Origin of the sequence: Streptosporangium sp. NPDC020145, assembly GCF_040631275.1 — a bacterium.
Classification (GTDB): Bacteria; Actinomycetota; Actinomycetes; order Streptosporangiales; family Streptosporangiaceae; genus Streptosporangium.
The window spans coordinates 482,006-503,481 of sequence record NZ_JBEXZT010000002.1 but is presented as its reverse complement, the minus strand read 5'-3'; the positions used below and the strand labels follow the sequence as shown (position 1 = coordinate 503,481).

At 71.5% G+C, this 21,476-nt stretch carries 14 protein-coding genes; 5 read left to right on the top strand and 9 right to left on the bottom strand.

The window, feature by feature from the left end; genetic code table 11:
* The first annotated feature begins 39 nt into the window (after positions 1-39).
* Positions 40-783, top strand: coding sequence for a CRISPR-associated endoribonuclease Cas6 (locus ABZ463_RS04865; protein ID WP_362773055.1), 744 nt, complete (start codon positions 40-42; stop codon positions 781-783).
* Between the two features lie 437 nt (positions 784-1,220).
* Positions 1,221-5,528, top strand: a complete 4,308-nt coding sequence (locus ABZ463_RS04860) for a trypsin-like peptidase domain-containing protein (RefSeq protein WP_362773052.1) — start codon at positions 1,221-1,223, stop codon at positions 5,526-5,528.
* Positions 5,529-5,679: 151 nt separating this feature from the next.
* On the opposite strand, the gene ABZ463_RS04855 is transcribed toward ABZ463_RS04860, so the two are convergent.
* Together ABZ463_RS04855 and ABZ463_RS04850 are read right to left on the bottom strand one after the other, a co-directional pair.
* Entirely contained in the window at positions 5,680-7,221 is a 1,542-nt protein-coding gene (locus tag ABZ463_RS04855; RefSeq protein WP_362773049.1) for an alpha/beta hydrolase, read from the bottom strand.
* 94 nt (positions 7,222-7,315) lie between these two features.
* Positions 7,316-7,792, bottom strand: coding sequence for a hypothetical protein (locus ABZ463_RS04850; protein ID WP_352015515.1), 477 nt, complete (start codon positions 7,790-7,792; stop codon positions 7,316-7,318).
* A 66-nt stretch (positions 7,793-7,858) separates the two neighbouring features.
* On the opposite strand from ABZ463_RS04850, the gene ABZ463_RS04845 reads away from it, so the two are divergent.
* The gene (locus ABZ463_RS04845) at positions 7,859-8,557 is read left to right on the top strand and encodes a helix-turn-helix domain-containing protein (RefSeq protein WP_362773045.1); all 699 of its coding nucleotides are present in this window, start codon (positions 7,859-7,861) and stop codon (positions 8,555-8,557) included.
* Here the strand turns inward: ABZ463_RS04845 and ABZ463_RS04840 are convergent.
* The 7 genes from ABZ463_RS04840 to ABZ463_RS04810 form a co-directional block, all read right to left on the bottom strand.
* Positions 8,536-9,189 (bottom strand): class I SAM-dependent methyltransferase, encoded by a 654-nt coding sequence (locus ABZ463_RS04840; protein WP_352015513.1) that lies wholly within the window; start codon positions 9,187-9,189, stop codon positions 8,536-8,538. The genes ABZ463_RS04845 and ABZ463_RS04840 overlap by 22 nt on opposite strands.
* A 154-nt stretch (positions 9,190-9,343) precedes the next feature.
* On the bottom strand, positions 9,344-9,691 hold the full coding sequence (locus ABZ463_RS04835; protein ID WP_352015512.1) for a CU044_2847 family protein: 348 nt from the start codon (positions 9,689-9,691) through the stop codon (positions 9,344-9,346).
* Positions 9,688-11,073, bottom strand: coding sequence for an ABC transporter substrate-binding protein (locus ABZ463_RS04830; RefSeq protein ID WP_362773040.1), 1,386 nt, complete (start codon positions 11,071-11,073; stop codon positions 9,688-9,690). Before ABZ463_RS04830 ends, ABZ463_RS04835 begins: the two co-directional genes overlap by 4 nt.
* Positions 11,070-12,254: a hypothetical protein gene (locus tag ABZ463_RS04825; RefSeq protein ID WP_362773037.1), complete on the bottom strand. Its 1,185-nt coding sequence runs from the start codon at positions 12,252-12,254 to the stop codon at positions 11,070-11,072. The genes ABZ463_RS04830 and ABZ463_RS04825 overlap by 4 nt, the downstream gene beginning before the upstream one ends.
* A complete protein-coding gene (locus ABZ463_RS04820) occupies positions 12,251-13,735 on the bottom strand; it encodes a VWA domain-containing protein (protein ID WP_362773034.1) in 1,485 nt (494 codons plus the stop codon). The genes ABZ463_RS04825 and ABZ463_RS04820 overlap by 4 nt, the downstream gene beginning before the upstream one ends.
* Positions 13,736-13,784: 49 nt before the next feature.
* A complete protein-coding gene (locus ABZ463_RS04815; RefSeq protein ID WP_362773031.1) occupies positions 13,785-16,097 on the bottom strand; it encodes a tetratricopeptide repeat protein in 2,313 nt (770 codons plus the stop codon).
* On the bottom strand, positions 16,094-17,770 hold the full coding sequence (locus tag ABZ463_RS04810; protein WP_352015507.1) for a trypsin-like peptidase domain-containing protein: 1,677 nt from the start codon (positions 17,768-17,770) through the stop codon (positions 16,094-16,096). Before ABZ463_RS04810 ends, ABZ463_RS04815 begins: the two co-directional genes overlap by 4 nt.
* A gap of 537 nt (positions 17,771-18,307) precedes the next feature.
* Between ABZ463_RS04810 and ABZ463_RS04805 the strand changes: the two genes are divergently transcribed.
* Both ABZ463_RS04805 and ABZ463_RS04800 read left to right on the top strand, forming a co-directional pair.
* The gene (locus tag ABZ463_RS04805; protein WP_352015506.1) at positions 18,308-19,297 is read left to right on the top strand and encodes a class I SAM-dependent methyltransferase; all 990 of its coding nucleotides are present in this window, start codon (positions 18,308-18,310) and stop codon (positions 19,295-19,297) included.
* Positions 19,294-21,459 (top strand): glycosyltransferase, encoded by a 2,166-nt coding sequence (locus ABZ463_RS04800; protein WP_362773026.1) that lies wholly within the window; start codon positions 19,294-19,296, stop codon positions 21,457-21,459. Before ABZ463_RS04805 ends, ABZ463_RS04800 begins: the two co-directional genes overlap by 4 nt.
* Positions 21,460-21,476 lie beyond the last annotated feature (17 nt).

Genomic DNA, 21,476 nt, shown 5'->3' with positions numbered 1-21,476 from the left:
ATCTGTAGGGGGTGAAGGCGGAACAGGCAGGAGGAAACGATGCGGTTGCGGATCGAGGTCACCACGGGGGCCACCGAACTCGCGTGGACGAAGGTGCTGTCCCCTGGTCGTTCCCTGCTCTACGACCTGCTGACACGTGAGGTCCCCGATCTCGGGCGGCTCCTGCACGCGCGGGGGGCCGGGCCGTACGGCATGGTTCCGCTGGGGCACGGCGCGCCGGTCTTTCCCAGGGCCGCGCGGGTCAGGGGCAGGTACGCCGTCGGCGGACGGGGACACGTGGAGCTGGGCAGCCCCCTCTTCGAGGCGATGACCGCGATGGCCCAGGGGATCAAACGGCGGGAGCTGCTGGACTGGGGCGGGGCGGCCTTCCGCATCCTGAACGCCACCCTGGTCGAGCCCCCGGCGTTCACCTCGGGTCGTGCCCTCTTCAGGACGCTCACCCCGGTGGTGGTGAAGGGCGCGGGGAAGGACGAACAGGGTGAGCGCGTCACCCGTCAGGCGTGGCTGCTGCCGGCCGACCGGGAGTTCCCGACGTGCTTCCAGCGCAACCTGCGGCGCAAGGCCGAGACGCTGGGCCTGGACCCGGAGGTTTCGCTGACCCGGATCACCTGGGTCGGCGCCAGGCGTTCCTTCTCCGTCGGCTCGACGGGCCAGGTGCGGGGCGGCAAGTCCGGCGCGCCGGTCGAGGTGGAACTGACCGGCCCGCCGGAGACCCTCCAGGCGATCTGGAGCTGGGGCCTCGGCGAGGCCAACACCGCGGGTTTCGGCTGGATCGCGGGGTGAGAGATCTCCGCCCCTCTGTGGTTCCCACGCTTTTTTCGCGGGTCTGGCCGTATGAGATTCCCGCTTTTATCGTGGATTCGGTTGCGGTTTGACGAACCGCGAGATCCGCTGCCCAGACCGTGTTTATGATTTCGGAGTCCGAAGGCTGGAGCAAGGTGTGAAGACAGCCTGAGGTGACGTGGATCGTGCGCACCACCTGTCAACAGCACAATCGACTGAGAACCGGCTGAGCGGAATCGGACGCCTCCGGACGTCTCGATCCTGCTGATCACCGCTGATCAGTTTGGCGAATCACACTCCCTCTTGATTTCGGTGTCTCGCCGTCCCCGAAGCGAACGTCGTCATCGCGAGTGCGGCGATCGCAGCCGATTTCTCGGGAGCCTACGTGAAGGCGCGGCGAGCGGCCGACGTCCGGCCTGAGGCGCGGAGGAGGTCCGATGGCGGAAGCCGTACGGGCGTGGTCGAGCAGTCCGGACGAAGCCATGGCCATGGCGGTCGTCCAGATCAGAGGACGGGACGGTGTCGGGGGCGGGGCGGGCTTTCTCATCGCTCCGGATCTGGTGCTGACCTGCGCTCACGTGGTTTCGGACGCGTTGGAAAGGCCTCGTGATGAGGCTGTGGCTGAGGGAACTCCAGTCACGGTCGAGTTCTCGCTACGCGCGCTCCCACCCGGCGACGACGCTCGTCCTGTGTGGTCGGCCCAGGTCGAAAACTGGGTACCGATCAGGGCCGAGAGAACCGGGGACATCGCCGTTCTCCGGCTGCCGGAGCCCGTACCCGGCGCCCGTCCGCTTCCCATGGCCGATCCCGACAACGTGCGGGGTGGTCAGGTGCGCGTGGTGGGGTTTCCCAGGGACGCGCCGGGTGGGATCTGGTTCGAGGGCAGGCTCAGCGGTGCCACGGGCGAGGGATGGGTGCAGCTGTCGAGGTCCAGCGGGCAGGTCGCCCACGTCAGGCCCGGTTTCAGCGGCAGTCCCGTCTGGGACGACGCGCTGGGTGCGGTGGTCGGTCTGCTGGTCGCCGCGCAGCCGGTGGGCGACGCCCAGCAGGCCTACGCACTGCGTACCAGGACCATCGTGCGGGAGGTCCCCGAACTCGGTCCCGTCATCGACCCGCCTTCTCCCTTCAGAGGGCTGGAGCCGTACGGAGAAGGTGACGCGGACTTCTTCTTCGGGAGACAGGAGGACATCGGCAACATCGTCAAGGCTCTGCGCGGAGCGCGCACCGTGACGGTTTACGGACCTTCGGGGTGCGGCAAGTCTTCGTTGGCCCTGGCCGGTGTGGCGCCCCGGATACGGGAGGACGGACACGAGGTCCTGGCGTTCAACGCCGGGGAAATCTCCTCCGTGCGGTCGGCGCTGGCCACCGAGCTGTACGAGGCCGCCAGGTCCGGGCGGTACGGCCCCGTGCGCGCGCGGAGCGCCGACCAGGTCGAGACATGGCTCGCGGACAAGGGGCTTGCGGACACGCTCCACCGCGCCCGTGGTACGGCTTCCGGTGGTCTTCTCGTCGTTCTTGACCAGGCAGAGGCGCTCCTGAACCGTCCCCAGGCCGAGGTCGACGAGCTCGTCGACCTGTTGTTCCCGCAGCGGCCGACCGCTGGAGTGCGTGTCCTGACCACGTTGCGCTCTGACCTGATGGATGCGGTTCTGAAACACCCACGGCTGGGGCCCGCCCTGCTCGGCGGGGCGACGGTACCGCTGGCCCCCATGTCCTCCGGGCAGTTGGAGGAGGTGATCGCCAAGCCCGTCGAGCGGCTCGCGGCCGTGGAATACGAACCTGGGCTGGCCCGGCGCATTCTGGACGACACAGGTGGCGAGCCGGGCGTTCTTCCACTGCTGGGGTTCGTCCTGCAGAAGCTGTGGGAGCAGCGGAACGGCGGTTACCTGCGGGACGCGGCCTACGAGGAGATGCAGGGTGTGTCCGGCGCGCTGGGACACCACGCCGAACGGGCCTGGGCGGACCAGGTCGACGGCAAGCCGGAGCAGGAAAAGGCGGCGCGACGGCTGCTCACCAAACTGGTGCGGATGCTGCCCGACAGCCAGATCCTGCTGCGTCGCAGGCTCACCCGGGACGAGGTGGACGAGACGCAGTGGGAGCTAGCCAAGGCTTTCGCCGAGCGGCGGCTGCTGGTGCTGTACGGCGGTGAGGGGGAACCGGAGAGCGCGGAGCTGGCCCATGAGGCGCTGATCACAGCCTGGCCTGAGCTGCGGCAGCAGGTGGAGGCGGACGGAAAGCTCCTGACCGGGCAGGCGGAGCTGGCCCATGACCTACGGCGCTGGCAGCACGGCGGACGGTCGGCGAACCTGCTGCCGGACAGAGAACAGTTGGAGGTCATCGATCAGTGGCTGGGCGGGCGTGAGGGTGAGCTGACCAAGGAACAACGCGAGTTCCTGGCACTGGCCCGGCGGCGGAGCCGGATGTCGCAGCGGCGAACCCATGCCGTGCGGACCGCGCTGACCATGGTGTTCGCGCTGATCGTGGGCCTGGCCACCTTTCTCGTCGATCAGATGCTGGTCAGCGCGGAGCGGGCGGACGAGAACAGGTCACGGGCGCTGGCGAGCTTCACGGCGGAGATGGCCAAGGAGGACCCGGGACTGGCGACCCTGGCAGCTGCCGCCGCCTACGAGATCGCGCCGACGCAGGAGGCGCGTAACGCGTTGTTGCAGCGATATGACCAACTCAAGGACGCCGTCTGGATGCTGACCGGAGTCCAGGGGCCGATCCGTGCCGCCGGGATGAGCGCCGACGGCATGGTGACGCTGGCTTCCTCCGAGCTCGGCCGTGCGACGTTGTTCCTCCGCCAAGCCGGCGGAAGGATTCTGCGCAAGCATTTCGATCTGGCAGGGTACGCGACCTTTCCGCTGGTCAGCAGGGACGGTCGGCGCATTGCCTATGTGCTGGAGGGGACCGGCACGACGATCTGGCACGAGGTGCGCCACACGGCGCACGACATTGTCCTGGGACCGGCGCACCGGCTGTACGGCACCGCTCCGCAGAGGTACGTCATGGGAGGAATCTCCGGTTCCTACAAGGTCATCGACTTCTCGCCAAACGCCGACCGGATCGCCACGGTGATCTCCGATGGGCGGCTGCAGGTGTGGGACCTGGCGACACAGCGGCTCAGGCAACTGCCGGGGCGACTGCCCGAACTGCGGCAGGTGTGGTTCGGCCCGGACGAGAACACGCTCGTGGCCGTACGACTGGGCGACGGGAACTCCCCGGTGTCCATCGATCTCCGCAGCGGCTCCGTACGGGAACTGGAGAACGGCCGGGGCATGTCGGAGACGGATCTGACAGAGGCCGAGGTGTCGGCTGACGGGAGGGTCCTGGCCCTGTGCAGGAAGCCCTCCAGCGCGAAGAAGGCCGTCTACCAGATCCTTCGCGTGTCTGACGGGCACAGGATGACGCGTTATGTTCCGTCCGCTGACTACAGCTCATGCCAGGGGCTCGCCGTCGACCGGACGGGCGAACGCGTCGCGGTCAATGAGGGAGAAGGGAGGTGGACGCTTCTCAGCGCACGGCCGGGTACCTCGCCACAACGGCTCGAAGGTCCTGTCCTCGCCCTCGGAGACAGGGCGGGTCCCCTGCTCGGTACGCCGGACGCCCCCGTAGTGGTTCGTCGAGACAAGATCAGCATGATCGGCTGGCGGATGTTCGCCGACGATGGGCTGCAGGTGTTCAGCCCGCCGCTGCTGCTCGACCAGGGGCGCACCATGCTGGTCCGTGTCGGGGAGAACGGCGCCGGGACCGCTGATCGACTGGTGATCAAGGAGACCGGAGGGCAGGAAAGAACACTCTCCGAGGTTCACATTCCCGCCACGCCCCCTGACCCGGGACTGCTGTTGACCATAAACCGCGCTGGGACATTGGTGGCCGATGTGACCGACCAGAACAGGGTCACGGTCTATGAGCTTCCGCACCTGCGCAGAGTGGCCGAGCTCACCGCCCGTATGCCCCCCGCCGGCAAGAACGGGAAACGACTCCGGGTGACCTCCTTCTTCTTCACAGACGAGGAACTGGTGACGGTCTCCGGAAGCGTGATCGAACACTGGAACGCCCGTAATGGTCGGCCTCTGTCCGACCCGTTCGACATTTACGGTTTTCTCGGCGGAGCCGACCTCAGGGAGCTCTCGGTGGGTCCGTACTACGAGCCGGGATACATAAAGATCACGAACGCCCATGATCACACTCTGCGGGCCGTCCGTCTGGCGACCCACGTGGAGAACCCGGATCTGCGGATCAGCCTGGGGCCCGATCTGATCACCGCGGCGATCGAGCCCAGTGGTCGCTATGCCATCGTGCTGACCCGAGGCCTCATGGTCGAGTTGTGGTCGGTACAGGACCGTCGGCGAGCACGGAAGATACTGGGCCCGTTCGGACCCATGGAAGCAGAGAAATGGCAGGTGGGGATCATGGAGAACGACGGATCGGAGAGTCCGGGATTCTTTCTGGCCAACGGAAGTTCCGTACGCCTCATGAGGATGACCGGCTCCGGTGACGTCGAGGTGACCTCCTACAACTTCGCCGGCAAGCAGGACTTCATGGAGGCTTCCGACAACGGCAGGGTCCTGCTGAGGAACCGTAAGCCCACGGAGTACACGGCCCGAGGATCTGTGGAGCTGTTCCGGCTCGATCCTGAACTGTGGAAGTCCCACCTGTGCGGCGTCCTTGGACGTGACCTCAGCGAGGACGAGCGCCGCAACCTGCCACGAGGCGTACCGGACGTCGTCTGCCCCGCCTGACGGCGGAGCGACTCCGGACGTCAGGAACCGAGGCCGGCAGGAGGGCGGGAGTGAGGACCGGTGCGGGAACCCGGTCCTCATTCCCGCCAGGAGCCACCATCAGAGCGCGTCGTCAGGAGCGTCTTTCCGGCCGACGCGCGCGAACCGGGGACTACAGGGGAGAGGTCCAGCCGGGCATGTGGGGAAGCGGGGAGACGAGCTTGCGGAGGTTGTCGGTCCCGGTGTTCGGCGGGACGGCCGGGCAGCGGGCTCCTCGGGCGGGGAGGGTCCGCGAGATCAGGTAGGAGTCGATGGCGCCCGTGGCGCACGGTCCACGGCCGTAGACGATGTGCCCCCAGCCCTCGTAGGTGAGCAGGCGCCCGGAGCGGCCGAGCTGGCGGGTCGTGCTCACGGCCCACGGGTAGACGGTGGCCGGGTCGTGCAGCGAGTTGGCGACCAGAAGCGGCGTGTCCGTACGGACCCTCAGCTCGTGCTGCGGGTTGGGGATCGAACTCGGCTCTCCCAGGCACGTGAAGACCGGGAAGACCGCGAGGAAGCTGTAGCGCATGTCGGGCGCGATCCTGCCAAGCCTGCGCAGGTGCCTGTCGTACTCGCGGAAGTCGCGGACGGGCAGCCGGTAGTCCTCACAGAAGATCTGGAAGGGGTTGGGGCTGACGTCCTGGGCGCTCTTGGCGGCCAGGGGCGTGGGCAGCTGCCCGGCGGTGGCCTGGCCGGTGTCGAGGGCGGCCAGCAGTTCGGAGAACGGACGCCAGGTGTCGGCGCTGTAGAAGTAGTCCAGCGCGGTCCAGCTGAGGACGAAGGGCGTCAGCAGGGCGCCGGGCTGACCGGGGACACTGAGTTCGCCGCGGTCGGCCCGGGCCATCAGCCCCTTCCAGAGGGTTCTGACGTTCCCGTCGTGCTGGAGGCAGGCCTCGTCACGCTCGCACCAGGCCACGAACTCGTTGAAGGCGTCCTGCGCGCCCCAGGTCCCGGTGTCCATGAAGGTCCGGGTGTCGACGCTGTGGTCGATGACGCTGTCGAGCACGAAGGCCCGGACCCGCCGGGGGTAGCGCTCGGCGTACTGCTGGCCGAGGAGGGTGCCGTAGGAGATGCCCCAGAAGGACAGCTTCTCCTCGCCCAGCGCCGCGCGGAACGCGTCGAGGTCGGCCGCGGCGCTGAGCGAGTCGACGTGGTCGAACACCGGGCCGGTGCGGGCCCGGCAGTCGGCGCGCAGCCGCCTGCTGTAGGCCACGGCCCTGTCGAACTCGGCCTGGCTCTTCACGATCGGGTCGGGGGCCTGCTGCAGCAGCTCCGTCGAGCAGACCACCGGGTTGCTGCGGTTCGTGCCGCGCGGGTCGAGACTGACGACGTCGAAGCGGCGCAGGGTCTCCGGGGTGAGGATCTGCGGGCTCGCGAGGACGAGGTCAACCCCCGACCCTCCGGGGCCGCCCGCGGCCACCACGAGCGTGCCGATCCTGGCGGCAGGGTCGGTGGCCTTGCGGCGGGCGACGCCCACGTTGAACGTCCCGGCCGCCGGACGCCTCCAGTCGACCGGTACGGCGAGCGTCCCGCACTCCGCGCCCGAATCCTCGGGGCAGGGGGCCCAGGAGATCGCGGCGCTGGGGGCGGGGGTCCGTGTGGTGTCCGCGGAAACCGGGGTGAAGGTGGATAAGGGGATCGTGAGCCCTAATAAGAGGGCAAATGCCTTACGCATGTCTTGATGATCGCCTATTTCCGGCGAGCGATCACCAGACGGAGGTACGGACCGTTTCCTCCCTTCGGAGGATCAGTGGACCGGGTCCCCGGTGTCACATGTTCACGCGTGTCCTGAACCGCTCGTGCGCGCTCTGCTTGGAGATCCCCATCGCCTCTCCGACCTGCGCCCAGGACGCGCCGGACTCCCGGGCCCCGGCGACGGCCTGGTCGAGCAGGACGCGCTGCCAGCCCTCCACCTGGGACAGCAGCGTCAGGGCGGCCAGCGGGCGTTCCGCGGCGAGTCGCGCGATCCGCTCGTACAGGAGGTTCGACTTGACCACCAGTTCGCTGGGCGGGGCGGCGGCGATCAGCGGGGCGGCGTGCCTGCTCCACCACCGGTACTCCGTCTCCTTCGCCCCCTCCCGCGTGGGCGGGAACCGGCGCTGGTCGGCCCATCCACACGAGCAGGCGGCCTGGTAACCGACGAACTCCTTGACGAAGGCGCTTGAGGAGGAGGCCGGTTCGCCGTTGGGCAGCACCGGGGCGGCGAAGCCCTCGTGACCGGGGATGTCGGGGCTCATGAACGTCATGTTCGTCAGGATATCCTGACGAATCCCGGTCGGCGCAAGGAAGTCGTACCGGGCAGAATCGAAGGGATGAACCCTCAGGAGGGGCCGACGCCCCGGTTCTCCGTCGGCGAGGGGTACGCGGTGTACCAGGGCCCGACACCGGACGGCTCCTTCCACCGGCACGCCGCCTTCCAGATCGCCGTCGCGGTCCGGGGCGAGGTCTCCATCGTGGACGCCTCGGACATCCACCACCGGGCCGTGACGCTGGTCGTGCCGCCGATGGAACGGCACCGCATGCTCGCCGCGACGGATCTCGTCGTCTTCTACGTCGAGCCGCACTGCGTGTTCGCCGACCGGCTGCGTGAACGCCACGGGGACGGTGTGACCCCCGCTCCCGAACTGCGCGGCCTGCGCGCGGAGGACATCGGCAGGGCGGGCGCCCGCCCGTCGGGTGAACTCGACCCCCGGCTGGTCGAGGCGCTGGACACGCTGTGGGACGGAAACGTTCCCATGCCCGTGCTGGCCGCGACGGTTGGGCTCTCCCCCCAGCGGTTGCGCGCCCTGGCACGGCACCAGGTGGGCATGCCGCTGACCCGCTGGCGGGTGTGGGCTCGGTTGCGTCTGGCGGCTGAGGCGTTGCAGGCGGGACGTTCCCCGGCCGAGGCGGCGTTCGCGGCGGGCTTCGCCGACCAGGCGCACCTCACCCGCCGGATGCGCGAGATGACGGGCCTCACGCCCGTGGCCGTACTGTCGCTGCTGCGCGGTCAGCCCTTGCGCGCGACGTAGATCGAGATCGAGCCGGTGGCCGTGGAGACGACCTCGGCCTCGTGCACGTCGCGGAACCCGGCGGCCGACATGAGACCGGGGAGCGCGCCGTCGGCGTTGGGCTGGGTGTCCTGCCTGCCGTCGGCGAACTGGACGGTCAGGAACGCCAGCCGCATCAGCTTCGTTCGCTGCAGCCCGTAGTCGGCGATCACCAGCCTCCCGCCCGGCCGCAGCGCCGTGGCCATCGACGCGAGCACCGCCCGCTTCACCGGCACCGGGCACTGGTGGAGCACGAGGCTGGACACGACGGTGTCCACCGAGGCGGCCCCCAGCAGGCCGGCCAGTTCGTCGCCCATGCCGGTCTGCCAGCGCACCGTCACACCGGAGGCGGCGGCCTTGCGCCTGGCCGTGGCCAGCACGTCGGAGTCGGGGTCGAGGCCGATGATCCGCGCCCTCGGCTCGACGCGGGCCAGCGTCACCGCCAGCGAGCCGGTGCCGCATCCCACGTCGACGATCACGTCGTCGGGGCGCGGCGCCACGTACATGGCGGCCAGCGCCCGCCACAGGCGTTCACGCGTCAGCGCGACCACATGGTCGTAGAACCGGGTGGGGGCGAAACGACCGAGGGCGGGGGTGAAGGTGTTCTCGCTCATGCCCGGCAGTCTCGTCCGCGCGCCGCGGCCCGGTCTTGAACGAACCGCTCGCGGATGTCCGCAGGGCCCGGGTGGCGGCGGTCGGCGCGCCACCGCCGGGGGGACGGGCGCCCCGGGCGGCCGTGTGGCCGTCGCCCGGGACACCGGTGGGAGGTCAGGAGGGGTCGGAGAGGATTCTCAGGCGGGGTTCGCGCTGCCACTTGACCCGCACCTCGAAGTGGCCCTCCGCGCCGGTCTTGGCGATCACCGCCCCGGCCTCCGCGCTCAGCCTGACGCCGAACTGCAACTCGACCTCGTCCGGTGGTACGGCCATGGCCTGGAACTGCTTCAGGGCGCTGGAGGCCGCGTCGCGCACCCCGGCCAGGGCGCCCTCGAAGGAGACCTTCGCCTGGGCGAGGCCGCCGTCCCTGCGGGAGAGACGTTCGAAGCCGGGGGCCGGGTCGAGTTCGACGAGCACCGAGCCCTCCTCACCGTCGATGTCGAAACGCACCAGTTCTGTCATGGGGTGACTCCGTTCGGTTTCGCGGGCCGGATGGGCCGGCCGGGCCGGTTGAGGGGGCCGGGGCAGGAGAACGACAGCAGGTCCTTCCGCTCCTGCTCGTTCGGCCGCCACCTGTTCTTGACACGGTCCTGGACCCGGTCGAGTTCGGTGAGCAGGTCGGGCAGCCGTTCCGGGGCGCTCAGATACTCGATGACGGCGTCGCCGAAGGCGTCGCGCAGGGCGGGCGGCATCAGGTCGGAGGCGTCCAGGCACACCATGGCCGCCCCGTCGAGGGTGTCCGCGACCTTCCTGCCCACCGGATCCTTGACGGAATGGACGTCGGGGGGCACTCCCAGGTTCGCCGAGAAGGCGGCACCGGCCGGGATGGCGGGCCAGATCCGCTGGGCCTCGTCACCGGCGAGGAACCTCATCAGCTCCTTTGCCTGCGGGGTCGCGTTGAACATCCCGGCGAAGTCGGCGGAGACCACCACCGACCGGCGAACGGCGCCGCCTTTCCCGGAGGGGAGGGACGGGAAGGGGAAGAAGTCGACGTCGCGGCCCGACGGGTAGGTGACGATGACGAAGGACGCCTGGTGTTCGAGGAGACAGCCGGGCGGGTCGCCGAACAGCCCGAGCCCGGCCTCACTGAAATCGGTCAGCAGCGCGACCCTGCGGCCCTGCCGGTCGAGGCCGGAGGCGTCCAGGATCCTCCCCCACGTCTCCCATGCCTGCCGTACCTCGTCGGAGGTCCACGCCAGCGTCCCCGAGGCCCACTTTCGGTACTTCTCGGGACCGACCTGGTGCAGCAGGATGTCCTCGATCCAGTCGGTCCCCGGCCAGCCCGCCGAACGCAGGGCCTGCATCCCCAGGCACCAGACGCTCCGTGCCCGGCCCCCGGTCCGCAGGGAGAGCGGGTCCCGCATCTCCTGGGGGGAGGGCCGCCAGCGCGACCGGTCGTACCAGACGAGGCTCTTGAGGTTGACCTTGAACGGCACGGCGTACACCTTCCGGTTCAGCCGCAGCAGCCACGGCCGCCCGTACTGGTCCTGCCGGGAGACCACCCCGTCCAGGGGGAGGAGGTCGCCGCTGTGGGCGTACTGCGCCAGGTCACCGGTGCTGGGCAGGATCGCGATGTCCGGGGGTGTCCCGCCCCGCAGGTCGGAGCGGAGCGTCTCGTCGATCGCGCGGGTCCCGGTGTACTCGACGTGGATGCCGGTTCTGTCCTCGAAGGCGGCAAGGACCTTCCCGAAGTGCTCGGCCTCGGTGCCGGTCCAGGTCGCGAGCACCGAGACGGTACGGCCTCCGGGCAGCGGCGCGCACGCCGTGGCGCACACCGTGGCGCCCAGCAGCGCCAGCCCGGCGACGATCCTCGTGGTGACCCTGTGGAGCGTTCTTCGTCTCATCGTGGCCGGTACCTGTACTCGTTGAGGCGTGGGTGGATGCCACCCCAGATCAGCGCCCCGGCGGCGGCGGAGAGCAGCGGGATGAGGAAGACCAGGCCCGCGTACTCCGTGGCGTCCCGCATCCGGACGTTGACCTCTCTGATCTCGGCCGCCTCCCTCGGGACCGGTGGTGGGGGGACGTCGCTCCGTACACGCAGTTCCTTGGCGACCGTGGGGCCGCACGTGCCCGGCGTGCCGCAGACGGGGTCCAGCAGTCGCGCCAGCCGTTCGTCGCCGTAGTCGTGCTCCGCCTCGACCCCGGCCTTCCTGGCCTCGGCCACCCTCCGCGTCATCGTGCCCGCCTCGTCGAGATCGGCCCCGGAGAAGTAGGCCGGTGAGGTCGCCGCCGCCAGGACGAGCACGAGCGCGGTGGCCGTGAGCAGCCGGGGGTTCAGGTCCCGGCGGAAGCGCCGCCGCAGGAAGACCTGCGTCCCGCAGAGCAGGGCCAGCGTCGTCAGGAGGCAGAGGCCCCAGCAGACCGTGGCCGTCCGCATCGCCCAGGTGGACGGGAACTGCGCGCGCAGCCATGTCCACTGCCGTTCCTGGGCGTCGTCGAGCGTCTTGAGGATGCCCTGCCTGTCATGGTGCATGAGGCGGGAGGCGCCCCAGAGGTAGGTCGCGCCGACGGTGCCGTCCCCGCGCCGGTAGTGCTCCCCGGCCTGCTCGACGAGGGTGGTGTAGACGGCCAGCATCCCCTGGGCGAGTTGCAGGTCGTCGCTCCTGCCCGGCACGTCGTCGGCGACGTCGTCCCTGGCCGCCTGGGCGAGGTTGAGACCGGCGGTCTGGATCTGCTCGCGGTACTCCTGCTCGGCGGGCAGGGTGAGCGTGGCCCCTCCCGGCGATGGAACGCCCGACCCCGAAACACCCGCCTCTGCGGTGCCCGGTTCCGGGGCGCGCGCCCCTGAGGCGCCCGGCCCCGGGGTGCCGGGTTCCGAGGTGCCGAGGAAGGTCTCGACGGCGGCCCGGTCGGCGGTGGCCAGCGCCTGCCGGACGCTCGATATCTCCAGGATCGCGGAGATCGCCCTTGAGTCCGCGGTCTGGTGCACGCCCTGGAACAGCCAGAAGGAGGTGACGAACAGCGCGGCGACGGCGACCGTCAGCACGGCCCGGAGGCGCCACAGGGTCCTGCGCGTGGTGCTCACCGGTCCTCCGGGGGCAGCTCGTCGGGAGCCTCCGATTTATCCGATAAATCGGATAAATCCTGCAGGGGGAGACCGCACTGTTCGCAGAACAGGGAGTCCGCCCGTGGCACACGTGAGCAGTTCGGGCACCGCCGCCGCGCGGCCACCAGCCGTTCCTCGGGCTCCTCACCGAGCCGCCGGGAACGGGCACCGGGGCTCAGCGTCGAGTGCCACGAGCTGAGCTGTGACCCCTTCATGTCCCTGGGGTCGATCCGCTCCCTCAGCCGCACCAGCCCCCGGGAGGCGTCCACGACGTGGACCAGGTGGGACAGCCACCGCAGGTTCCTGTCGTTGCCGAGTTCCGTCGCGAGCCGTACGGCCAGGCCCCACGCCCGCTCGGCCTCGGCCCTGTCGCCGGACTCGTAGGCCAGGCGGCCCGCGTCGATCGCCTCCCTGAGCGCCAGGTGCCGGGTGTGGTGGCCGACCTTCGGGTCGACCCGGGAGGACAGCGCGGGCTCGTCGGTCCAGTGCACGAGGATCGGCGTCCCCACGGCGGGCAGTTCGACCTCTCCGGAGGCCCCCTCGGCCGCCGCCAGGTCCACCCGGGCCAGCCGCAGGTCCTCGCCCCTGTCACGGCCGGTCGGATCGACGTCTATGCGGACGAAGTACTCCCTGCTCTCCTCACCCCACGGCCCCGTCCCGAACTCCACCGTCCCGTCGGTCCGTACGAGCCGCCCGGTGAGGTCGGCCTCGACGGGGAAGACCTGTTTGACGTAGCGGACCTCGGCACCGGGCAGCAGCCTCAGCCTGACGCGCAGGTCGGGGACACCCCTGCGCATCGCGGAACGCGTCATCTCCCGGAAGTCGGCCACCAGGTCGGCGTCCTCGCGTACGGCGTCGGCCGTGCCGTTGAGCCCGGTGACGACGCGCAGCAGCTCCTGTGACGCCCAGCCGTCCCCGATGCCGCGGGCGTCGCAGGAGAAGAGTCCCGCGCAGGCGTCGAGTTCCGCGTCGAGCCGTTCCCCCGGCTCGCTCTCGTTGCGGCCGTCGGTCAGCAGGATCGCGTGCCTGATCACGGCGGGCCGGGTGGCGAGGACGCGCCGGGCGAGCCGCAGCCAGGTGCTCATCGCCGTGCCGCCGCGTTCGGTGAGCCGCCGCACCGCGGCCTTCGCCTCGGCTCTGACCTCCGGCGTCGCCACGGCCAGCCCGGGGGCGGGCGGGTAGACCATCGCGGCCTCGTGGTTGCCGGAGACGACGGCGAAGAACGCGCCGTCGCGCAGCGTGTCGATCGCCGCCGCGCTCGCCCGCCTGGCCGCGCCGATCTTCGTGCCCGGCCTGCCCATGGAGCCCGAGGTGTCCACGAGGATGACCTCGGCCACCGTGGGGGCGAGCCCGTCCAGGCCGTGCGCGCCGATCGTGAGCATGGCGTGCATCTCGCCGGCCGTGGCCCGCAGGTACTTGTTCTGGCCCACTTCGAGGGTGAAGGCGGGGCGTGCGCTCATCCGTTCCTGTTCCTCCTCATCGCCGGATCGTCGCCGGGTCATCGCCGGGTCACCGCCGTGTTCTCGGGCGGACCGTGTTGGCGAGGTCGATCAGCGCGTTGTGCCGCCGGGCGTCGTCCGCCTGCTGGGCGAGCCTGCGCAGGGACTCCTCAAGGAGTGCGCGCTGGGCCGCCTCACCGACCGGGTCGGCCAGGACCGGGGGGCCGTACCCCCGGGAGACCCCGGTCCCGCCGCCGGTCGTGCTCCCGGGCCTGGTTCCGGTCGCGCCGGGTACGGCCCGCCGTCCCCCGCCCTCCAGCACCCACTCAAGCGCCGCCTCCTGCAGCGCGGCCCGCAACCGGGCGCGGGCGTCGCCGTCCCGGTCGCCGCCGTCCAGGTACAGGTCGGGCAGCCGGTCGATCACCTCGCCCAGGTCCGCAGCCGTCGGCAGGCGCGCGCCCGCGCCCGGTCCGCCGGGCAGCCGTCCCGCGTGGATGCGCACCGCGGCGATCCTGGCCGCGTCGAAGTGCCGTGAGACGCGGGGCACCTGGTCGAGGATCCGTACGGCCTCGCCCCTGGCGCCCTCGGCCAGGTGGATGCGGGCCAGCCCGAAGGCCGCGCTCACCTGGGAGCGGTCACGGTGCCACACCGCCCGGTAGTGCCGCGCGGCCCGGTCCGGCTCCCCGAGGTGCTCGGCGCAGAAGCCCAGGGCCAGCTTGGGCGCGTCCTCCCCGGGCAACGCCGTGTAGACGGCGTCGAACCGCTCCAGCGCCAGGTCGGCCCGCCCCTCGGCGAGGGCGAGGAGCCCGTGGTGCCAGGCCGTCCGCCAGTCGTACGGCGCGCCCTCGCCGAGGACCGTCCCGGCCCTCTCCAGGCACCGCCCGGCCTCGTCGATCTCGGCCAGTTCGAGGTGGGCACGGCACATGAGCAGGTACGCCTCGGCCGACTCCCGCCGCAGGGCGCCGAGCGTGTCGACGAGCCGCCGGGGGTCGTCGACGCTCACGTTCGCCAGGTGACCCGCCTCGGGGTCGTCGGGGTTCACCCGGGGCGTGGGCAGCCGGACGGCGCCAACGGAGGGCGCGGGCCTGCCGGGGTCCAGCAACGCCGTACGGCCCGCGGGCCCGATCCAGTGGTCGAGCGGCGGCACCGCCCCGAGCCCGGCGTCGAGCAGCGCGGCGGTCGGGGTGAAGACCGTGGACGGCTCGGGACGGGGAAGGCCGTCACGCAGGGAGAGGATCTCCCGCAGCACACCGCGCAGTTGCTCGGCCATCTCCGCCGCCGAGGAGAACCGCTCGGGGAACGGGGCGGTCGCGCGGCGCAGCAGCCGAAGGAACGACTCGGCGCCGGGGGCGTCCTCGGCCTGCCAGCCTCCGGGGAGCAGGGACTCCAGGGTGCGGCCGACCGTGTGGAGGTCGGACCGTACGGTCAGCCAGTGCTCGTCGATCTCCTCCTGGGAGACCTGGAAGTCGCGGGTGTGGACGAGGGGGGAGGTCCGGTCGCCGATCCAGCGGGCCGCGCCGAGGTCGATCAGCTTGACCCGGTCTCCGGTGTGCAGGACGTTGTCGGGTTTCATGTCGCAGTACAGCAGGCCACGGCGCCCCGAGCCCGCGTCGGCGAAGCCGTGCAGGTACTCGAAGGCCGACAGGATGCCCAGACCGTAGGAGATCACCTGCTCGACGGGCAGGTCACCGGTGGCGGCGACCTCGTGCAGGGACCGCCCGTCCACGTACTCCATGACGATGTAGTCGGTCGCCGCGTCGACCGGAGTTTTCGAGCGCGGGTCGGGGTGGGTGACGAAGTTGAGGATGCGGACGATGTTGGGGTGGTGCAGGACGGTGAGGATCTGCCGTTCCCGTACGGCCACCCGCCTGGCGTGTTCGTCGCCGTCGCCGATCAGCCCCTTGAGCGCGACGTGCAGCTCCAGCCCGGTGTCCCAGGCGAGGTAGACCCAGCCGAGACCGCCGTGGGCCAGGCAGCCGAGCACCCGGTAGCGGTCGACCATCTCACCGGGCAGCAGCTTCGGCCTGAAGGAGTAGGGGGTACGGCAGAGCGAGCAGACCCCCTCGAAGAGCGGCGGCTGTCCGAGGTAGCCGCCTCCGACGACCCCCGCGCAGCCGGGACGCGCGCAGGGCCGTCCGTGCTCGGGCGGGCGGGGGGCGGGGTCGACACGGCTGAGCGGGTCGGTCGCGGGAAGCACGGGCAGCGGGACCGTACCGGAGGTGCCGTGGGACCTGGCCGGTTCCTCAGCGGCCCCAATGACGCCGGCGGCCCCGGTGGCCCCGGTGGCCTCGGCGGGCGGCGGGTCGTTCCTGTGCCCCCGGGCGTCGCAGTAGCCGGTCTCGTCGACGACCCCCGTGCAGCCGGGGCGCGCGCAGGGGGTCATCCGCCCCCGCCCGCCCTGCCGGTCGCGCGCAGGCGCCTGACGGCCGTCTCGTAGTGCCTGACCAGGGTGCCCGCCCGGTCGACATCGCAGGGCCGCCGGTCCCACAGCAGTTCGTGGGCCTCGTCGTAGAGGCGGCCGAGCTCGATGTCCTCGGCCAGGCCCGCGCCCGCCGCCAGGGCCTTGCCGGTCTCCAACCGGCCGCGCAGCTCGTCCCTGCGGCCCAGGGCCTCCCGCAGGCTCCGGCCGTACTCCTCGATCCGCGCCGCCGCGCGGCCCTCGCGGCGCAGGAGTTCCTGGAGTTCGCGGGCGGTCCAGTGCTCCTCGGGCGCCGAGTCCGGATGCCGCAGCAGGCGGAGCCGGAACGCGGCGACGAGGTCGGGCGGGTCGGGCACGCCCGCGACACGCGGGGCGACCTCCCGCCAGTGCTCGACGGCGCGTCGCTCGGCGGCCCCGAGCTTGGCGACCAGGTCGGCCAGCTCGCCGAGAAGCCGCAGGACGTGAGCACGCTCGGCGCGGGCCGCCTCCGACTCAAGGGAGCGCGCCTGGTCGAGGGCCGGGGAGGCGTCACGCCCGAACACCAGCAGCAGTCGGGACCGCTGCTCGGCGAGCGGCCGCAGCAGGGTCTCCACGAGGGAGACCGGGTCGTCGGCCTCGTCGATGCCGTACACGACGATGGTCATGGACGGGACACCGTCACGCACCCGCCCGGCCGCGGCGCCGGGCGGGCCGGGGATGCCGAGCCGGTCGAGGATGCGCAGGGAGATCGCCTCCACGGTCTTCCCCGAGGCGTCGACGGCAAGGTCGAGGCTGGCGGCGGGGGAGACGGTCCCCGGGGGCGCGGAGACCAGCACCCCGTCGGGCGGGCGGTGCTCCCGGTCGGAGGAGACGATGACGCTGCGCAGCGTCCGCGACTGCCCCGGGCCGCCGCCGGTGATCACGCGTACGGCGCTCGGCGCGCGCAGCCAGTCGGTCATCCGCTGGGCGAGCGCGACGTCGGGGACCAGTGGGTCGTAGTCGACGGCCGTCTCCGGATCGACCGCGCCCGGCCCGTGCACCCACCGTCTGGTCCGCGGCAGGTAACGCGCGACGGTCTCCACCGGGATCATGTAGGCGAGGTTCGCCGGGCCGCCCCTGCGCCCGCCGACGACCACGCCCATCACGTGGTCGTTGAGCTCGTTGAGGACGGCCGCGCCGCTGAACCCCTGCCGGGGCTCGCCGGGACGCCAGTCGTTGAGCTGCACCCACTCGCCGCGCGGGCCGCAACTGCCCGCCAGCCGCATGGAGGCCCACAGGCCGTCGGGGTGGTCGTGGGGGAAGCCGAGCGCGTGGACCTGGGTCCCCAGCGGGGTCGCCTGCCTGCGCAGGGAGGCGCCGCAGCCCTCCGGCTGGTCCTCGGCCAGCCGGAGCAGGGCGAGGTCGCCCTCGCCCGCCTTTCCCTCGGGAATCCAGTGGTCCGGTTCGACCCGGCCGGTGGTCGTCGCCCCGGGGCGGGTGGTGAACTCGACGACGACCTCGGTCTCCGGCGGGGCCTGCCCGTCACCGGCGACGTGGGCGCAGGTCAGCACGTGCCGGGTGCCGACGAGCATGCCGGCGCCCAGAATCCGGCCGGTTCCGGCGTCCCTGATGCGCGCGTGCCAGGGGAAGGGGACACCGGCGGTTTCGGTCGGGCGCACTCTGATCAACTCCAGGCGGCCGGTGGGGGTCGGCCCCCGTCTCTCGAATGGTGATCGGAAAGGCGGATCGACCGGGGGCCTCCGCCTCTGTCTCGCTTTGGGGCGACGGTAATGCACCGTGTGCAATTCGTAAAGGAATGCGGGTCAGGCTGCCGGGTGATTTCCCGCCGTTCTTATCGGCTGGCCGGATATGGCGATATGTGTGGTGCCGTACGAGGGGTCTGCCGTCCTTCTTGTGGTGGTTTGTTGGCCCGCATCCGCCGGGGTGGGCGATGTTCTCCATGGTCCTGCGGATCGTGGGGTGTTTCACGCGGAAGGCGGTCCCCCGGATGCCGGGTGAAATTCTCCTGTCCCGTATTCGGGGCGCGCAAGCCCTTGGGACGGGGTCGGCAAAGGCCGGGCCAAGCACGGAACACCGTCTTGAACAGGCCACTACGTTATTTTCACAACGTTGCCCGTTGAATGGCCGGTGGCGCTGGAATGCGATCCATGCGGGCAATTTCCCGAAAGGCCCAAGTACGTATGCCGTTGATAAGAATGCCCAGCCGTACAATCAGGGTCGCCGCCGGTGTGGTGATCGCGATCACGGCGCTGTCCTACAGCGCGGGAGACTTCGACCCCCGCCTGCCGGTCGCCCTTTCCGCCGGGTTCGCAGCCGGGACGGGCTGCCTGGCGTTCGCCGTCGGGCGCTCCCTGACGCGCGCGCTGCGGCGGGGTGAGGCCAAGGTCGGCCGGATGTGCGGGGAGCTGAACCGCGTCGGGCGCAGGGTCGGCTCCCTTGAGAAGAAGGGCGAGGCACGGCACGCCGAGTGCCTGCGCTCCCTCACCAGGACCGACCAGCTGGTCGAGGACGGCTTCGAGCGGGTCGGCGGGCAGCACCGCTCCCTGGAACGGGAGATCGGCCGCTCGTACACGCAGTTCGAGGCCTTCGCCGACCTGCGGTCGCTCATCACCCCCCGCGCTCCGCTTCCTCCGCTCAGAGGCTGGGCCGCCTCCCCCGACGTGCTGCGGATGATGACCGGGTGGATCCTCAGGACCAGGCCGAAGACCATCGTCGAGTGCGGCAGCGGGTCGTCGAGCGTGTGGCTCGGCTACGTCGCCGAACGCACCGGGGCGAAGGTCGTCGCGCTCGAACACGAGCCGCGCTACGCCGAGGCCAGCCGCGACCTGGTCCGTGCCCACGGCCTCTCCGACGTCGTCGAGATCCGTGACGCGCCCCTGCTGCCCTGGCTGGAGGGGATGGAGACCTACCTGTGGTACGACCGGGAGGCGCTCGTCGGCGTCGAGGACGTCGGCCTCGTCTTCGTGGACGGGCCACCCGGCGCCACCGGGCCCGCCGCGCGCTACCCCGCGCTTCCGCTGCTGCTGCCCCGCTGCTCCGAGCAGGTCGCGTTCTTCCTCGACGACGCGGCCAGGGCGGACGACAAGGTGGTCAGCGACCGCTGGGTGCTGCGCTTCCCCGAGGTGACCCGCACCACGCACCCGGCGGAGAAGGGCCTGGACGTCTTCGTCAGGGGCGGCATGTGAACCGCGAGGTGCTCGGCTGCCACATCGGGTTCGAGGAGAGCCCCGCCGTACTGGCGAGGCTGCGCGACGGGACGGACGCGACCTGGACGGACCTGGACGCCGTCCCCGCCGACCATGTGATCGCCGAAGAGAGCGAGAGGTTCCTGCTGCTCGCCAGGACCCCCGCCGACCTGCGCAGGGCCGTGCCGTACGGGGGGATGCTGCCGCGGGTGCGGACGCTGACGGTCATGGTCGCCGAGACGCCGCCGTGGCGGGCGGCTCCGGTGCCCGTCCCCGACGGGGCCGCGTTCTGGCGCGCGCTGCGCGAGGTCCACGTGAGCGGCGGACGGCCGCCCGCCTGGGCGTGGCGCGTCGAGGTGACCTTCGGCAGGGCCGTACCGGCGGGGGAGGTGCTGCGCGCCGTGACCAGGGGGCTGGGCGGCACGGCCCGCGAGAGGCTGCACGGCCCGGTGGTCGCCCTGGCGGGGACGGGGACGGCCCACTGGCGCCCCGGGGACCCCAACGTCACCCCCACGCCCCTGTCCGGCCCCGTCCCCGCCCGGCGGGACGCCTCGGGCGGAGACCTCTGCCTCCGCGCCGCCTCCTCCGGGACACCGGACTGGCTGGGGGAGGGGCCGGCCCCGATCGACCGGCGGGAACCCGCCCGCCGTGCCGCCTCCCGGCTCGTCCCCGCCCGCCCGGCGCTCCTCGCCCAGGCCAACCTCGTCCCCGGCCCCGTCGCGCCCGTCCCGGACCTGGGACCGGACCTGGGACCGGGCCTGGGTTCCGGCCCTGGTCCTGACCCGGGCCTCGACCCGGGCCTCGACCCGGGCCTCGACCCGGGCCTCGACCCGGGCTTCGGGCAGGGTCTTGAGCCGGGCTTCGGGTCGGGCGTGAGAGGGCCGGGTCCCGCCACGGTCCTCGGCCCTCTCACGCCCGACCTGCTCGCGCCGATCGACGAGCGCTCCGTCTGCCCCATCGGGTTCCTGCCCGCCGCGGACGGACCCGTGGCCGAACTGACCGCACGCTCGGGGGCCTACGAGATCGCCGCCGGGGACGTCGTGGTGCGCGTCCCGCCGTCCGGCGCCCTCACCGACACCGACGTCTCCCGGCTGCGCGGCCTCGCGGGCGTCACCGTCGACCTCACAGTGGATCCCACAGTGGATCCCACCGGGGGCCTCACCGGGAGTGCCGCCGAAGCCCTCGGCCTCGCCCGTACGGTCTGCGGGCTGGCCGCCGCGGGTGTCCCCGTCGTCGCCACCCCCACCGGGGCCTGGCGCGACCTGCTCGGCGCCGAACTGGCCGACCTGCTGGACGGCTTCAGCGTCTCCCGGCTGACCGACGCCCTGGACCGCGAGCAGTACAGCGTCAGGCTGCGGCGCCTCGCGCTCGACCTGCACGGCGTCGAGGGCAGGTGGCGCTCGCTCGCCGCCGCGCGAGGCCTGCGCGTCCCCGGGCCGGGGACGGTCTCCGTGCTGCTGTGCACGCGGCGCCCCGACATGGTGGGCTTCGCCCTGCGGCAGGCGGGCAGGCAACGCGGCCCCGAGGTCGAGGTCGTCCTGACCCTGCACGGCTTCCGGGCCGACCACCCGGACGTCGCGGCGGCCGTCGCCGCCCACAAGGGGACGATCACCGTGATCGAGGCCGACGCGCGCATGGTCTTCGGAGAGGCGCTCAACCAGGCCGCGGAGCGGGCCTCGGGCGCCTGGCTGACGAAGATGGACGACGACGACTGGTACGGCCCCGGCCACCTGTCGGACCTGCTGCTCGCCCAGCGGTACTCCGGCGCCGACCTGGTCGGGTCCGCGCCCGAGTTCGTCTACCTGGAACGGATCGGCGTCACCGTACGCCGTGACATGGCCACCGAGCTGTACACCGGCGTCGTGGCCGGCGGAACCATGCTGCTGTCCCGTGCGGCGTTCGACAACGCCGGAGGCTTCCGCCCGATCCCGCGCACGGTGGACGGCCAGCTGCTGCAGTCGGTCACCGCGGCCGGAGGCAGGGTCTACCGCACCCACGGCCTCAACTACATCCTCCGGCGCCGGGAGGCCTCAGGCCACACCTGGCAGGAGCCGATCAACGCCTTCCTGCGGTCGTTCAGGCGGCAGTGGAGGGGATTCCACGCCAACCCCCTGATGGAAACGGAAGCGCTCTCCACGACCGGAGAGCGCGACAAGGCATAGATGAAGGGGCCCATGAA

What these genes read in the sequence shown, in the direction of transcription:
- ABZ463_RS04830 (WP_362773040.1), bottom strand. Translation starts at nt 11,073, where the DNA reads ATGAGACGAAGAACGCTCCACAGGGTCACCACGAGGATCGTCGCCGGG.
- ABZ463_RS04820 (WP_362773034.1), bottom strand. Translation starts at nt 13,735, where the DNA reads ATGAGCGCACGCCCCGCCTTCACCCTCGAAGTGGGCCAGAACAAGTAC.
- ABZ463_RS04860 (WP_362773052.1), top strand. Translation starts at nt 1,221, where the DNA reads ATGGCGGAAGCCGTACGGGCGTGGTCGAGCAGTCCGGACGAAGCCATG.
- ABZ463_RS04845 (WP_362773045.1), top strand. Translation starts at nt 7,859, where the DNA reads ATGAACCCTCAGGAGGGGCCGACGCCCCGGTTCTCCGTCGGCGAGGGG.
- ABZ463_RS04865 (WP_362773055.1), top strand. Translation starts at nt 40, where the DNA reads ATGCGGTTGCGGATCGAGGTCACCACGGGGGCCACCGAACTCGCGTGG.
- ABZ463_RS04850 (WP_352015515.1), bottom strand. Translation starts at nt 7,792, where the DNA reads ATGACGTTCATGAGCCCCGACATCCCCGGTCACGAGGGCTTCGCCGCC.
- ABZ463_RS04840 (WP_352015513.1), bottom strand. Translation starts at nt 9,189, where the DNA reads ATGAGCGAGAACACCTTCACCCCCGCCCTCGGTCGTTTCGCCCCCACC.
- ABZ463_RS04835 (WP_352015512.1), bottom strand. Translation starts at nt 9,691, where the DNA reads ATGACAGAACTGGTGCGTTTCGACATCGACGGTGAGGAGGGCTCGGTG.
- ABZ463_RS04805 (WP_352015506.1), top strand. Translation starts at nt 18,308, where the DNA reads ATGCCCAGCCGTACAATCAGGGTCGCCGCCGGTGTGGTGATCGCGATC.
- ABZ463_RS04815 (WP_362773031.1), bottom strand. Translation starts at nt 16,097, where the DNA reads ATGACCCCCTGCGCGCGCCCCGGCTGCACGGGGGTCGTCGACGAGACC.
- ABZ463_RS04855 (WP_362773049.1), bottom strand. Translation starts at nt 7,221, where the DNA reads ATGCGTAAGGCATTTGCCCTCTTATTAGGGCTCACGATCCCCTTATCC.